Source organism: Pseudonocardia sp. SID8383 (assembly GCF_009864975.1).
Taxonomy (GTDB): Bacteria; Actinomycetota; Actinomycetes; order Mycobacteriales; family Pseudonocardiaceae; genus Pseudonocardia; species Pseudonocardia alni.
This window is the reverse complement of sequence record NZ_WWFY01000171.1, coordinates 1-14,410: the sequence shown is the minus strand read 5'-3', so window position 1 is coordinate 14,410 and position 14,410 is coordinate 1. Positions and strand designations below refer to the sequence as shown.

Here is a 14,410-nt window from a genome sequence, read left to right as displayed (position 1 = left end):
GGCCGCGCTGCTCCCCGGCGCCGACGGGCTCGTGCACGCCACACCGGTGGGGATGGCCGAGCACCCCGGCCTGCCGTTCGACCCCGCGCTGCTCGCGACCCGCCCGTGGGTCGCCGAGATCGTCTACCGGCCGCTGGACACCGCGCTGCTGGGTGCCGCGCGCGCCGCGGGCTGCCGCACCGTCGACGGCGGCGCGATGGCCGTGCACCAGGCCGCGGAGGCGTTCCGGCTGTTCACCGGCGTCGCACCGGACCCGGCGCGGATGCTCGCCCACCTCGCCGAGCTGATCACCGCCGAGCAGGAGGCCGCCCGTGTCGCCTGAGACCGCGCCCACCGGAACCGCGCCCACCGGAACCGTGCCCACCGGAACCGTGCCCACCGCGACCCCGGCCACCGGGACCGCGCGCCTGTCCCTGGCCACGGTCTGCGTGTCCGGCACGCTGGAGGACAAGCTCGCCGCCGCCGCGACCGCGGGGTTCGACGGCGTCGAGATCTTCGCGCCGGACCTGCTCGCCGACCCCGGGTCCCCGGCGGCGATCGGCGCCCGCTGCCGCGACCTGGGCCTGTCGGTGGACCTCTATCAGCCGCTGCGCGACATCGACTCGACCGACCCCGACCGGTTCGCGGCGAACCTGCGCCGCGCGGACGCGACGTTCGAGGTCATGGCGGGGCTCGGCGCCGACACCGTGCTGGTGTGCTCCTCGGTGTCCCCCGACGCCGTCGACCCCGCCGCCGACGCCGACCTGCTCGCCGCCCAGCTGCACACCCTCGCAGCCCGCGCCCACGAGCGCGGGCTGCGCATCGCCTACGAGGCGCTCGCCTGGGGCAGGCACGTCGACACCTGGGACGCCTCCTGGGACGCCGTGCGCGCCGCCGACCACCCCGCGCTCGGCCTCTGCCTGGACTCCTTCCACGTCCTGGCCCGCGGCTCGGACCCGGCCCGGATCGCCGAGGTCCCCGGCGGGAAGCTGTTCTTCCTGCAGCTCGCCGACGCCCGGGAGCTGTCGATGGACGTGCTGTCCTGGAGCCGTCACCATCGGCTGTTCCCCGGTCAGGGCGGGTTCGACCTGCCCGCGTTCCTCGCCCCGGTGCTGGCGGCCGGGTACGCCGGGCCGCTGTCGCTGGAGGTGTTCAACGACGTCTTCCGCCAGTCCGACCCGGTCCGCACCGCCGTCGACGCCCGCCGCTCGCTGATCGCCCTCGCCGAGGCCACCGCGCTGGCCGGTGCCGGGACCGACCCGGTCGCCACCGCGGCGCCGTCCCTCGACGGGACCGCGTTCGTCGAGCTGACCGCGGGCCCGGAGCTGGGCCGGGTGCTGCGTGCACTGGGGTTCAGCCGTACCGGGGTGCACCGCACCAAGCAGGTGGAGCGCTTCGAGCAGGGCGGTGCCCGGCTGCTCGTCAACGCGGCGGGCACCGGGTCCGGTGCGGTCGCGGCGATCGCCGTCGAGTCCCCCGACCCGGACGCCTCCGCCCGCCGGGCCGCCCGGCTCTGTGCCTCCCCGGTCCCCCGCGCGACCGGGCCGGGGGAGGCCGAGTTCGCCGAGATCCCCGCACCGGACGGCACCGCGCTGTTCCTGTGCCGCACCTCCGGCGACGCGGGCCCGGACGCCACGCACGGCCCGCCCTGGCCGCACGACTTCGTCGGCGTCGACGAAGCGCCCGCCCCCGGGACCGGGATCACCGGGATCGACCACGTCGGCCTGACCCAGCCCTACGACGCGTTCGACGAGGCGGTGCTGTTCCACCGTGCCGTCCTCGGCCTGGACCCGGTCGGCGACGGGAAGTACGCGGCCCCGTTCGGGCTGGTCCGCAGCCGGGCGCTCGCCGACCCCCGGCGCCGGGTCCGGCTGGCGCTGACCGTGTCGGTGCTGCGTCGCGGGGACTGGAGCCCGGCCGTCGCCGACCCGCAGTACGTGGCCCTGGCCTGCGACGACGTGCTCGCCACCGCGGCCGCGGCACGGGCCGCCGGGGTGCCGCTGCTCGCGGTGCCCGCCAACTACCACGACGACCTGGCCGCCCGGCTCGACCTGCCCGCGGACACCGTCGCCGCCTACCGGGAGCTCGGGGTCCTGCACGACCGCGACGCGCACGGCGACTACCTGCAGGCCTGCACCGAGCTGCTCGGCGGACGGCTGTTCCTCGCCCTGGTGCAGCGCACCGGCACGCACGACGGGCACGGCTGGCCGGACGCCCCGGTCCGGATGGCGGCCCACCGCCGGTCCCGGCTCGCCCGTGGCTGAGCGGTCCCGCCGGCGTCGCGGCCCTCGTCGGGGAAGTCCCGGCCCCGCGCACGCCGCCCCGCTGCCGGGGACCTGATCGCCCGGTCTCAGGTCGACTGCTCCGGCGACGGCTGCGCGGCCAGGCGCGCCGAGTAGATCGAGTACCCGTCGAGCCACCGGGCCACCGCGGTCGCCACCAGCGTCGCGGCGACCAGCGGGACGGCGATCCCGAACCCGGTGCCGGTCAGTTCCAGCACCAGCACCAGGCCGGCCAGCGGCGCCTGCATCCCGGCCCCGATCATCGCGGCCGCCCCGACCAGGGCGAACGTGCCGACCGGGGTGCCCGGCCACAGCGCCGACCAGGCCACGCCGAGCGCGGCCCCGAGCAGCGCGCCGGTGCACAGCGTCGGGGTGAACAGCCCGCCGGACGCGCCGCTGCCCAGGCACATCGCCGTCACCAACGGCTTCAGCACGGCCAGCGCCGCGAACAGCAGCAGCGCCCCGCCGCCGAGGAAGGCCTGCTCGGCCAGGTCCGCGCCGTTGCCGTAGAGCTGCGGGAACGCCAGCCCGGCCACACCGAGCAGCCCGAACGCGACGACCGGGGCGGCGATCCGCCACCACGTCCGCCGGGGCCCGTGGTGCGACACGAACCCGATCAGCCGGACCCAGCCGGTCGCGAGCACCCCGATCAGCACGCCCGCGGGCACCGCCCACACCAGCAGCGACGGCGTCGCCACCGGGACCGGGAGGCCGGGGTAGACCGGCCCGGTGGGCAGGTACAGCCAGGCGACGACGGTGGCGGTCGCGGTGCAGGCCAGGGCGGGCAGCACCACCGGCAGCCGCACGGTGCCGACGAGCACCTCGGCGGTGAACAGCGCTCCGCCCAGCGGCACGTCGTAGACGCAGGCCAGCCCGGCGCCCGCGCCGCAGGCGACCAGCAGCCGTCGCTGCTCGAGCGACAGCCCGCCCCAGCCGGCCAGGACCGCGCCCCACACCCCGCCCATCAGCTTGGGCGCGGCCTCCCGGCCGAGCGAGGCGCCCAGCCCGACGACCACCTCCGACAGCGCCGCGGTGCCGGTGCTGCGGCGCACCCCGAGCCGCGCGTCGCCGGTCCAGATCGCGTCGTCGACGTCGGTGCGGCCGGGCACGAACCGGCGCAGCAGGTACCCGCCGACCCCGGCGACGAGCCCCGCCACCAGCAGCGGCCACACCCGCCCCCAGGCGTCGGCCCGCTCGACCGCCGCCTGGAACCCCTCCGCCGCCCCGGACCCCCAGGCCCACTCCGACACCGCGTGCAGCAGCGCCATCAGCACGATCCCGGACAGCCCGGCGGCGACCCCGGTCACGACGAGCAGCAGCCAGAACCGGACGGTCAGCGGCGACGCGCCGTCGCCGGTGACGTTGGGCTGGTCGGTGGCGGCCCGCTTCGACCCGACGCGCGTCCGCAGGACGGGGGCGGGGACCCGGAGGCGCTCACTCGGTCGGCGTGACACCCCGCCATGATCCCCGCCCTGTCCGGACATTCGCCCGGCGGGCCGGTGCCCGATCAGGCGAAGGCATCCGGCGGCGGGCAGGAGCAGACCAGGTTCCGGTCGCCGTGGGCGCCGTCGATCCGGCGCACCGGCGGCCACACCTTCCGGTCGTGCACCCCCGGGGTGACCCCGGTCGGGTACGCGGCCAGCTCCCGCGGGTACGGGTGGTCCCACTTGTCGTCGGCCAGGCAGGCCGCGGTGTGCGGGGCGTTCCGCAGCGGGTTGTCCTCGGCGGGCCACTCCCCTGCGGCGACCCGGTCGATCTCACCGCGGATCGACACCATCGCGGCGACGAACCGCTCGATCTCGGCGAGGTCCTCGGACTCGGTGGGCTCGACCATCAGCGTCCCGGCCACCGGGAAGGACATGGTCGGGGCGTGGATGCCGTGGTCGATGAGCCGCTTGGCGACGTCGTCGACGGTCACCCCGGTCTCCTTGGTCAGCGTGCGCAGGTCGAGGATGCACTCGTGGGCGACCGTGCCGTCGGCGCCCGCGTAGAGCACCGGGAAGTGCTCCCGCAGCCGGGTGGCGACGTAGTTGGCGGCCGCCACCGCGGTCAGCGTGGCGCGGCGCATCCCGTCCAGGCCCATCATCCGCAGGTACGCCCAGGAGATCGGCAGGACGCCGGGCGAGCCGTGGCGGGCGGCCGACACCGGGCCGACGCCGCCGTCGGACCGCGGCGTGCGCCCGGGCAGGAACGGCGCCAGGTGCTCGGCCACGGCGACCGGGCCGACGCCGGGCCCACCGCCGCCGTGCGGGATGCAGAAGGTCTTGTGCAGGTTGAGGTGGCTGACGTCGCCGCCGAAGGCCCCCGGGCGGGCGACCCCGACCAGCGCGTTGAGGTTGGCGCCGTCGACGTAGACCTGGCCGCCGGCGTCGTGCACGGCGGCGCACACGTCGCGGACCCCGGCCTCGTAGACGCCGTGCGTCGACGGGTAGGTGATCATCAGCGCAGCGAGCCGGTCGCCGTGCTCGGCGATCTTCGCGTGCAGGTCGTCGAGGTCGACGTCGCCGCCCGGTGCGGTCCCGACGACCACCACCCGCAGCCCGGCCATGATCGCCGAGGCGGCGTTGGTGCCGTGCGCGGAGGCCGGGATCAGGCAGACGTCGCGGTCGGTCGCCCCGCGGCTGCGGTGGTACGCGGCGATGGCGAGCAGCCCGGCGAGCTCGCCCTGGCTGCCCGCGTTGGGCTGCAGCGACACCGCGGCGTAGCCGGTGAGGTCGGCCAGCCAGGTCTCCAGCTGGTCGATCATCTCCCGGGTGCCGGCGGTGTCGGACTCCGGCGCGAGCGGGTGCAGGTCGGCGAACTGCGGCCAGGTCACCGCCTCCATCTCGGCGGCGGCGTTGAGCTTCATGGTGCACGAGCCCAGGGGGATCATCGTGCGGTCCAGTGCGAGGTCGGCGTCGGCGAGACGGCGCAGCCACCGCATCAGCGCGGTCTCGGATCGGAACTCGTGGAACGTCGGGTGCGTGAGGTACTCGCTCGCGCGGCGCAGGCCCGCGGGCAGCGCGTCGGCGGTGTCCCCGTCGAGCGCGGCGACGTCCACCCCGGTGACGCCGAACGCCGCCCACACCGCGTGCAGGTGCGCCACGGTGGTGATCTCCGAGGTGGCGACGCCGACCTCGTCGTCCGAGGCGCGGCGCAGCGCGATCCCGGCGTCGTGCGCGGCGGCGACGACGGCGTCGGCGCGGCCGGGGACGCGGGCGAGCACGGAGTCGAAGAACGCGTCGTGGACGATCTCCACCCCGCCCGAGCGCAGACCTGCGGCGAGCACCGCGGCCATCCGGTGGGTGCGGGTGGCGATGTCGCGCAGCCCGTCCGGGCCGTGGTGCACCCCGTAGCAGGCGGCCATGACCGCGAGCAGGACCTGCGCGGTGCAGATGTTGGAGGTGGCCTTCTCCCGGCGGATGTGCTGCTCGCGGGTCTGCAGCGCCAGCCGCAGGGCGTAGTGGCCGTCGGCGTCGCGGGAGACCCCGACCAGGCGTCCCGGCAGCTGACGGGCGTGGCGCTGCCCGACCGAGAGGTAGCCCGCGTGCGGGCCGCCGAAGCCGAGCGGCACCCCGAAGCGCTGGGTGGACCCGACCGCGGCGTCCGCGCCGAACTCCCCGGGCGGGGTGACCAGGGTCAGGGCCAGCAGGTCCGCCGCGACGGCGACGAGTGCCCCGCGCCCGTGCGCGGCCTCGACCAGCGCCGACGGGTCGGCGACCCGGCCCGACGCGCCCGGGTAGGACAGCAGCATCCCGAAGAACTCGCCCTCGGGCAGCACGCCGTCGCCGAGGTCGGCGACGACCAGCTCGATGCCGAGCGGCTCGGCGCGGGTGCGCAGCACGTCCACGGTCTGGGCCACGGTGTCGGCGTCGACGACGAACCGCGGGCTCGTCGAGCGGTTGGCCCGGCGCAGCAGCGTCATCGCCTCGGCGGCGGCGGTGGCCTCGTCGAGCAACGAGGCGCCGGCGACCGGCAGCCCGGTCAGGTCGGACACCATCGTCTGGAAGGTCAGCAGGGCCTCGAGCCTGCCCTGGCTGATCTCGGGCTGGTACGGCGTGTACGCGGTGTACCAGGCCGGGTTCTCCAGCACGTTCCGGCGGATCACCGACGGGGTGCGGGTGCCGTGGTAGCCGTAGCCGATCATCGGGACGGTGACGGTGTTGCGCCCGGCCAGCTCGCGCAGCTCGGCCAGCATCTCGGCCTCGCCGACCGGCGCGGGCAGCGAGGCACCGACCGGTGCGTCGTCGCGGATGGTGTCGGGCAGCGCGCGGGCGGCGAGCGCGTCGAGGGAGTCGACGCCCAGCACCTCCAGCATCCGGGCCAGGTCATCGGGGCGGGGCCCGATGTGGCGCTCGGCGAACGGGAGCCCCCGCTCCAGCTCGGCGAGGGTGGGACGGTGCTCGGACGTCGGGCTCACGGCGCCTCCGGAGGTCGTCGGGCGGATCGGGGCAGGGCGACTGGCCCCTCCCCCTCTGTCCGTACCCGCAGACCGGGCGCCTGAGAGATTCACCGGAGGCTTCCGGCTTTCCCCGTCGGCGGACGGGCGCCCCGCGTGCGTGTGCGGCCCGTCGCTTTCCAGAGGCGCCTCGACCGCGCGGTCCGTGTGCCTGAGAGATTCCGGGAAGGGGTTGCTCCTTCGGCGCCCGGGCTCGTTCCCCGGGGCTCTCCCGCGCGGCGTCGACGACTACCGGGCCAGCCTACCTGCGTAGTTCTGCGGCGTCGCCGCCTGCGCCGGCTCGTCACACTTCCTGCCATGTCGAACACCAGCGCTCCGAACACCACTCCGGCCACCACCGCCGCGTTCCACACGCAGGCGATGCTGTCCTTCGGCGTGTCGCTCGCGGCCGTCGTCGTCGGAACCGTCTACCTGCCCGTCGACGGGTGGGTGAAGGCGTTCCTCGCCATCGCCGTGCTGTACGCGATCACCTCGGCGTTCACCCTGGCGAAGTGCGTTCGGGACCGGCAGGACAGCCTGACCGTGGTCAACCGGGTCGACCAGGCGCGGATGGAGAAGCTGCTGGCCGAGCACGACCCGTTCCGCGCCGTCGCGTAGGCCTGCCGGAGCGGCGTCAGGAGATCGCGCGGCGCGCGCGGCGGCGGGCCAGCTCGTCCTCGGGTGCCTCGTCGACGGTGCCGCCGTCGGCCCGCTCGGCCGGGAAGTCCTTGATGACGCCGGAGATCTCGCGCATCGCCCCGGACACCGCGATCCCGAACACGCCCTGGCCGCCCTGCAGCAGGTCGACGACCTCCTCCGGGGAGGTGCACTCGTAGACGGTGGTGCCGTCGGAGAACAGGGTGATGCCGGCCAGGTCGCGTATCCCGCGCCGGCGCAGGTGCTCGACGGCGATCCGGATGTTCTGCAGCGAGACACCGGCGTCGAGCAGCCGCTTCACGATCTTGAGGACGAGGACGTCCTTGAAGGAGTACAGCCGCTGGCTGCCCGACCCGGCGGCGCCGCGGATCGACGGCACGACCAGCCCGGTGCGGGCCCAGTAGTCCAGCTGCCGGTAGGTGATGCCGACGACCTGGCACGCGGTGGGCCCGCGGAAGCCGACCAGGCGGTCGGTCACCCCGTCGAGCCCCTCACCGACGAGCGGGTCCGGGAACAGCTCTCCCTGACCCGGCCCCTCGGGTGGTGGCGTCTGCACCGCGCGTTCTCCCTCGGTCGGGACCGTGACCTCTCCTACCAGGTGACTCTGGGTAGTGGATGAGTTCCACGGATGTCATCAGTCGTGATGACGGTAGGCCCAGTGGCCGAGGCGGTCAACGCGGCTCGCCGACCCGGGCGTACCGGACACCCGCCCGGGTTGCCGGGTACGGAGGGCGTACAGCCGCCGAACGGTCGGTGACGTCGGTGAACGGTCGGACCGTGGTCCATCCGGTTCCACCGCCGGGTCACGGCGGTGGTCACCCGGACGGATCAGCCCGGCTGGGCCCCGCGGAAGTCCTCCGGCGACACGGAGTCGAGGAACTCGCGGAACTTCTCGACCTCGTCCTCCTGCTCGTCGGGGATGACCAGACCCGCCTCGGCGAGGACGCTCTCGTCGGCGTGCACCGGGACACCGGTCCGCAGCGCCAGCGCGATCGAGTCGCTCGGCCGCGCGGACACCGTGACGCCGCCGTCGAAGATCAGCTCGGCGTAGAAGGTGCCCTCCTGCAGGTCGGTCACCCGCACCTGCTCGAGCCGCCGCCCGAGTGCCCCGATCACGTCCTTGAGCAGGTCGTGGGTCAGCGGCCGCGCGGGCTTGACCCCCTGCTGCTCCAGGGCGATCGCCGTCGCCTCCACCGATCCGATCCAGATCGGGAGGTATCGGTCGCCGTTCGTCTCCCGCAGCAGCAGGATCGGCTGGTTCGCCGGAAGTTCGACCCGGACGCCCACGACGCGCATCTCGCTCATCAGCCCGCCTCCCCGGCCCTGTCGGGCCTGTCGGGCCACCCGGGTGGACACGCCACCCCGGCCGCCCTGATCGCCTTGCTCGCCCTGACCCGTGCGGCGGACCCGACGGGCTCCGTGTCGTTGCCACCGCACTGCCACCGACACCTGATGACGCTACACGGCGGTCCGCCCCGACGCGCGCCTCCGGACGGGGAGTGACGGGGTCCGTTCGACGATCGTCACACGCCCGTCGCGCACGGCGTGTCGGCTCGACACCCGCCGGTCCCCGTCCACGCAGAAGGCCCGTCGCACCAGAGGGTACGGGAGCACCCCTGGTGCGACGGGCCGGTCGTCCGCGGGGGTCCGTGAACGGCACCGACGGCGCCGCCGCAAGGACCCGGGATCAGCCCTGGGCGCCCGTCTCACGGGGCCCGGTCAGGAAGACCAGGCGGAACTTGCCGATCTGCACCTCGTCGCCGTTGGCGAGCACCGCCGTGTCGACCGGCTCGCGGTTGACGTAGGTGCCGTTGAGGCTGCCGACGTCGACCACGACGAACTCACCGGCGTCGCGGCGGAACTCCGCGTGCCGCCGGGAGACGGTGACGTCGTCGAGGAAGATGTCGCTGTCGGGGTGCCGGCCGGCGCTGGTGGTCGGCACGTCCAGCAGGAAGCGCGAGCCGGCGTTCGGACCGCGCCGGACGACGAGCAGCGCCGACCCGGCGGGCAGCCCGTCGACACCCGAGACGGCGGGCTCGGCGGCCGGCTGCTCGACGTCGGCGAGGAAGTCCGCCCGGAAGACCGACGTGGTCTCCGGTGCGCGCTCCGGTGGCACGTCGCGCGGGTCGTTCGTGGTCACCTCGGGGACTCCTCCTCGCGGATGCGGTACCCGGACGGTGTCCGGGCGGTCAGGGCGGTGCGGGGCCGGTGTCCCGGTCCCTTCCGGACGGCACGTCCAGGGGATGTGAACCTACCGGTCGGAGCGGCCGGGGCGATACGGAGGGCGGCGCGCCGTGCCGCGTGGTGCGGCGGGCGGACCGGCTCAGGCGCCGTCGGCCAGCTGGCGGTAGGCCTCGGCGTCGAGCAGGCCGTCGAGCGAGGCCCCCTCGGCCAGGCGGATCTCGACGATCCACCCGTCGCCGTAGGGCGCGGAGTTCACCAGCTCCGGGCCCGCGTCCAGCCCGTCGTTCACGGCGACGACCTCGCCGCCGACCGGGGCGTAGATGTCCGACACGGACTTGGTCGACTCGACCTCGCCCATGGCGTCGCCCGCGGCGAGGGTGTCACCGACGGCCGGCAGCTGCACGAAGACGACGTCACCGAGCTGCGACTGGGCGTGGTCGGTGATGCCGACCCGGACCACCCCGTCCCCGCTGCGGCGCACCCACTCGTGGGCCTCGGTGTAGGACAGGTCCGACGGAATCTCCGAGCTCACACCGGGGAGCCTATCCCCCGGCGCCGCCGTGATCGAACCGGGTCGACGGGGCCGGGGCGCCCGGCGCCGGGCGCCGCAGCGCCAGCCGGAACTGGGCCAGGTACAGCAGCCCCGACCACAGGTAGAGGGCCACGCCCCAGATGGCGAAGGCGTTCGCGACGACGCCGACCACGGCCTCGGCGGGTGAGGGGCCGTCACCGAGCAGGAGCAGCGGGAAGGCGTAGAGCAGGACGAAGGTGGCGGCCTTGCCGAGGTAGACGACCTCGAAGGGGCCGTAGCCGCGGTGGCGCAGCACGAACACGCAGACGGCGAGGACGACGTCGCGGGCCACCAGGGCGACCACCGCCCACCACGGGACGATGTCGCGCGCGGCCAGCCCGACCAGCGCGGCCAGGATGTACAGGCGGTCCACGGCCGGGTCGAGCATGGCGCCGAACCGGCTGAACTGGTCGAGGACGCGGGCGAGCTTGCCGTCGAGCCAGTCGGTGAACCCGCCGATCGCCAGCACCGCGACGGCCCAGCCGTCGGCCTCCGGGCCGAGCATCAGCCACAGGAACAGCGGCACCCCGGCCAGGCGCAGCATGCTGAGCGCGTTCGGGACGGTCCAGAGCCGGTCGTCGTCGGTGGGCGGGCCGACGGTGTCGTGCACCGAGTCCCGGACGGTGTCGCGCACCGTGTCCCGGACGGTGTCGCGGGCCTCGCGGACCGAGTCGGCGGCCTCGCGGGCGCTGCGGCGCACCGCTGCCGCCCGTCCGGTGTCGCTCTCCCCGCCCACATCGGGCACCCTAGTCGTCGGGTCGGGGTGTGCGGGCCGCCCCGTCGGGGTGAGGATGGGGACATGACCGATACCAACATCTCCCTGCGCGACATCCAGGCCCCGCTCAAGCAGCAGTACCGCGACGACCCGGAGTCGGCGGTCATCACCCTGAAGGCGGACGGGGAGCTCGGCTCCGGTGTGGCGTGCAAGGTCTCGACCGGCCAGGCGATGGCCGAGGCGGGCCTGCACCCGGCCACCGGCGGCGACGGCACCCAGCTGTGCTCGGGCGACATGCTGCTGGAGGCGCTGGTGGCCTGTGCCGGGGTGACCCTGCGCGCGGTGGCCACCGCGCTGGAGCTCGAGGTGCTCGGCGCCGTGCGCGCCGAGGGCGACCTCGACTTCCGCGGCACCCTCGGCGTCGCGAAGGACGCCCCGGTCGGTTTCCGGGAGATCCGCCTGTCCTTCGACGTCGACGTCCGCGACGGCGGCGCGCCCGCCGCCGAGGACAAGGTCGCGACCCTGGTGAAGCTGACCGAGCGGTACTGCGTCGTCCTGCAGACCGTCCAGGGCAGCGCGACCACCTCGGTCGCGGTCAACCCGGCCGCCTGACCCGCCCGTGGCGCGCCGGACGGTGACCACCCGGACACCGGGTGCCACCGCCGTCCGGCGTGCACCGGGCAGCGCCGAACGGCCGTACGTCCTGGTCGGACCGGGTCCGCCGACCCTGGTCGCCCGCCGGTGGCGATCCGCTCGTCGCGTGTCACCGTCGGTTCGGCGCCCCACACACTCCGAGGTCTCCGGTCCCCGCCGAGGGCCTCCGTACGGTTGATCCGTCCAGGAGTTCGTGACGGGGTGTGCCCGGCGCCGCGACGTGCGGCGGCGGGGCGCACGCGGCAGGTGAGACGTGATCAAACTGGCGGACGCGCTGACGTCCGGCGATCACGTGTGCGCGGTCCCGGACAGTACGGAGCACCTCGGCGAGCTCGCCGCCGCCTACGTCGCGCACGGTCTCGACCGGGGCGAGCGCATCCTCTACTTCGACGACGACGGCGCCGCCGACGTCCTGCTCCGCCGCCTCGTCGAGGACGGCGTCGAGGTCGACGACCCGCTGCGCCACGGCCAGCTGGAGATCCTGCCCGCCGAACGGACCCGGCGCACCTTCCGCACCCCGCTGTCCGAGGTGCACGCCGGGATGTCCGGCGAGGTCGCCCGCTCCCGCGAGCTCGGCTGGAACGGCACCCGGATGACCGGCCAGATGCACTCGGTGCTCGAGGCGGGCGCCGCGGGCACCCTGCCCGAGTACGACGGCCTGCTGGCCCGGCTGATCCGCGAGAGCGCGGGCGGGCTGACCGCGCTGTGCACCTACGACACCGAGCACTTCCCGGCCGAGCAGATCGACATCATGCGGGCGCTGCACCGCGACCACGTCCCCTGCTCCACCGCCTACGACGACGGCCTGCTCCGGATCGTGCGCCTCGGTACCGGCCACGCCCGGCTGGCCGGCGAGGTCGACCACAGCAACCGCTCGAAGATCACCTCGCTGCTGCACTCGGCCCTGGACGCCGCGCTGCGCTCCGCGGACGCCTCCACCGACATCGGCCTGGACCTGGCCTCGGTGCGGTTCGTCGACGTCGCCACCGCGGTCGCGCTGGTGCACGCCGCCGAGAGCTTCCCGGCCACCCACCGCCTGGTGCTGCACCGGGTCCGGCCGCGGGTGCTGCGCGTGCTCGAACGCTGCGGCGCGGCCTTCTCCCCCCAGCTCGTGTTCGACGACCACCCTCCGGCCCCCGAGGTCGTGTACCCGGGAGGACAGCTCCGGTGAAGGTCAACGCCGCACCCCGCCCGCCCGGCTTCCGGCACGCCCTCGTGCACGCCGACGACCCGGTGGAGCTGCTCGCCGCCGTCGCGCCGGCCGCCCGGGCCGCGGCGCGGGACACCGGCGCCCGGGTCACAGTGGACCTGCCCGCACCGCTGGAGCAGGCGCTGCACGACGAGCTCGGCGACGAGGTCGAGCTCGGCAGGCTCACCTCGCTGACCAGCTCGGCCCGGGAGTCCGGACAGACCGTCGCCGCCTGGCGGGCCCGGGAGCTGCGGGCGCTGACCTCCTCGGGCCGCCCGGTGTTCGTGGTGAGCGCGCACGACCCGGACCTCGACGGCGTCGACGGCGGGTTCTGGGTCGAGCTGGAGGCCGCGCTCAACATCTCCCTCGCGGGGCTACCGATCCTGCAGGTGTGCGCCTACCCCCGGCTACCGCTGCACGGCGCGGTCGGCGAGTCGGCGGTGGTGAACCACCCGCTGGGGCTGCGCGTCTCCGGGCTCACCGAGAACCCGCGGCACCGCCCGCCCGCCGAGGTGCTCGCGGCCCTGCCGATCGCGCCGCCGCACCTGCTCGGACCGCCGGACGTCACGTTGTCCTACAACACCTTCGAGCTGTCCCGGGTGCGCGACGCCGTCGAGGAGGCCGCCCGGGTGTGCCGGTTCGACACCGCACGCGGCGAGGACATGGTGCAGGCGGTCAACGAGGTCGCCACCAACGCGGTCGAGCACGGCTCCCCGGAGGCGGGGCTGTCGGTGTGGGCGCGCGACGGGGAGCTGGTCTGCGAGGTGCAGGACAGCGGGGCGATCGCGCTGCCGCTGATCGGGCTGGCGCCGCCGCACCCGTCGCAGGCACGGGGGCGCGGGACCTGGATCGCCCGGCAGCTCTGCGACAGCCTGCACGTCTGGCGGGCCCCGGACGGGACCCACGTCCGGCTGCTCTCCCGGGCCTGACGCAGATCCCACCATCCGGCCGTACCCGGATCTCACACCGTGGGCACTGCTGGGCTATCCTCGTCCCACGACACCACACGGAGACGCCGCCCGCCGTCCGTGTCGGTGCGGTTCCGTCGTGCCTGCTCCGCGATCCGAGGCCCTCCCGCCCGGCGCGCCCCGGCTCCGTACGGAGCCGATCGCGGGCCGCACGTCACGACCGATCCGGGGAAACGGCCATGTCCGACGATCACTGTCGATCCAGTGAGCAGAGCACTCCCACCTCCACCCCGCACGTGCGGGTGCTGGGCTCGTTCGGGCTGCGCGCGGGCGACCGCGCCGTCCCGCTGCCGGTCGACTCCCGTCGCCTGGTCGCCTATCTCGCCGTCCACCGGCGGCCGCAGCCGACCGCGGCGCTCGCCGCGACGCTGTGGCCCGGAGTCGGTCCCGTCCCCGCGGCCCGGCTGCTCGACGAGGCCGTCGCCGGCGTCGACGTACCGGGCCTGCTCGACGCAGACCACCTCGGCCGGCTGCAGCTCGGCGACGACGTGGTCGTCGATCTCACCGAGGCCATGCTCCTGATCCGCGGGCTGTCCGCGCCCAGCATGCTGCGCACCGTGCGTGAGATCGGCGCGCCGGAGACCGCGCTGCTGGAGGCCGACATCCTCCCGTCGTGGACCGCGGCGTGGATCGCCGTGGAGCGCGAACGGTTCCGCCAGCTGCGCCTGTCCGCCCTGGAGGGACTGGCCGGCACGCTCACCGCCGCCGACCGGCACGACGACGCCGTCGTCGTCGCGCGCCGGGCCGTCGCCACCGCGCCGAGCCGCGAGCGGTCGCGCCGCGCCCTGGTCGAG

General features: G+C 75.1%; 13 protein-coding genes, 1 pseudogene and 1 riboswitch. Of the genes and pseudogenes, 7 read left to right on the top strand and 7 right to left on the bottom strand.

The features are described 5' to 3' along the window. A pseudogene (locus GTW08_RS04015) lies at positions 1-322 on the top strand (shikimate dehydrogenase); the annotation flags it as partial. 49 nt (positions 323-371) lie between these two features. Beyond that, positions 372-2,243 (top strand): TIM barrel protein, encoded by a 1,872-nt coding sequence (locus GTW08_RS04010; protein ID WP_161151440.1) that lies wholly within the window; start codon positions 372-374, stop codon positions 2,241-2,243. Positions 2,244-2,329: 86 nt separating this feature from the next. Here the strand turns inward: GTW08_RS04010 and GTW08_RS04005 are convergent, their stop codons facing one another. Then, complete coding sequence (locus GTW08_RS04005) at positions 2,330-3,715, bottom strand: chloride channel protein (RefSeq protein WP_161151439.1); 1,386 nt, start codon at positions 3,713-3,715, stop codon at positions 2,330-2,332. A gap of 53 nt (positions 3,716-3,768) precedes the next feature. Next, positions 3,769-6,660: an aminomethyl-transferring glycine dehydrogenase gene (gene gcvP / locus GTW08_RS04000; RefSeq protein WP_161151438.1), complete on the bottom strand. Its 2,892-nt coding sequence runs from the start codon at positions 6,658-6,660 to the stop codon at positions 3,769-3,771. 168 nt (positions 6,661-6,828) lie between these two features. After that, positions 6,829-6,923, bottom strand: a riboswitch (glycine riboswitch). 73 nt (positions 6,924-6,996) lie between these two features. On the opposite strand from gcvP, the gene GTW08_RS03995 reads away from it, so the two are divergent. Further along, positions 6,997-7,296, top strand: a complete 300-nt coding sequence (locus GTW08_RS03995; protein WP_062394965.1) for a YiaA/YiaB family inner membrane protein — start codon at positions 6,997-6,999, stop codon at positions 7,294-7,296. A 16-nt stretch (positions 7,297-7,312) separates the two neighbouring features. Here GTW08_RS03995 and GTW08_RS03990 read toward each other — a convergent pair whose 3' ends face one another. The 5 genes from GTW08_RS03990 to GTW08_RS03970 all read right to left on the bottom strand — a co-directional run bounded on the left by GTW08_RS03990 (position 7,313) and on the right by GTW08_RS03970 (position 10,700). After that, entirely contained in the window at positions 7,313-7,852 is a 540-nt protein-coding gene (locus GTW08_RS03990) for a MerR family transcriptional regulator (RefSeq protein WP_062403020.1), read from the bottom strand. A gap of 311 nt (positions 7,853-8,163) precedes the next feature. Then, positions 8,164-8,640: a bifunctional nuclease family protein gene (locus GTW08_RS03985; RefSeq protein WP_010224693.1), complete on the bottom strand. Its 477-nt coding sequence runs from the start codon at positions 8,638-8,640 to the stop codon at positions 8,164-8,166. Between the two features lie 382 nt (positions 8,641-9,022). Beyond that, the gene (garA, locus tag GTW08_RS03980) at positions 9,023-9,475 is read right to left on the bottom strand and encodes a glycogen accumulation regulator GarA (protein WP_073574899.1); all 453 of its coding nucleotides are present in this window, start codon (positions 9,473-9,475) and stop codon (positions 9,023-9,025) included. A 183-nt stretch (positions 9,476-9,658) separates the two neighbouring features. Then, positions 9,659-10,051, bottom strand: a complete 393-nt coding sequence (gene gcvH / locus GTW08_RS03975) for a glycine cleavage system protein GcvH (RefSeq protein WP_073574900.1) — start codon at positions 10,049-10,051, stop codon at positions 9,659-9,661. Positions 10,052-10,061: 10 nt separating this feature from the next. Next, positions 10,062-10,700, bottom strand: coding sequence for a CDP-alcohol phosphatidyltransferase family protein (locus tag GTW08_RS03970; RefSeq protein ID WP_073575336.1), 639 nt, complete (start codon positions 10,698-10,700; stop codon positions 10,062-10,064). Between the two features lie 189 nt (positions 10,701-10,889). Between GTW08_RS03970 and GTW08_RS03965 the strand changes: the two genes are divergently transcribed. The 4 genes from GTW08_RS03965 to GTW08_RS03950 all read left to right on the top strand — a co-directional run. After that, complete coding sequence (locus GTW08_RS03965) at positions 10,890-11,417, top strand: OsmC family protein (RefSeq protein ID WP_073574901.1); 528 nt, start codon at positions 10,890-10,892, stop codon at positions 11,415-11,417. A gap of 295 nt (positions 11,418-11,712) precedes the next feature. Continuing rightward, a complete protein-coding gene (locus GTW08_RS03960; RefSeq protein WP_073574902.1) occupies positions 11,713-12,630 on the top strand; it encodes an MEDS domain-containing protein in 918 nt (305 codons plus the stop codon). Then, on the top strand, positions 12,627-13,577 hold the full coding sequence (locus GTW08_RS32830; protein WP_073574903.1) for an ATP-binding protein: 951 nt from the start codon (positions 12,627-12,629) through the stop codon (positions 13,575-13,577). Before GTW08_RS03960 ends, GTW08_RS32830 begins: the two co-directional genes overlap by 4 nt. Positions 13,578-13,795: 218 nt before the next feature. Continuing rightward, a partial coding sequence (locus GTW08_RS03950; RefSeq protein ID WP_161151437.1) for an AfsR/SARP family transcriptional regulator occupies positions 13,796-14,410 on the top strand: 615 nt, incomplete at its 3' end.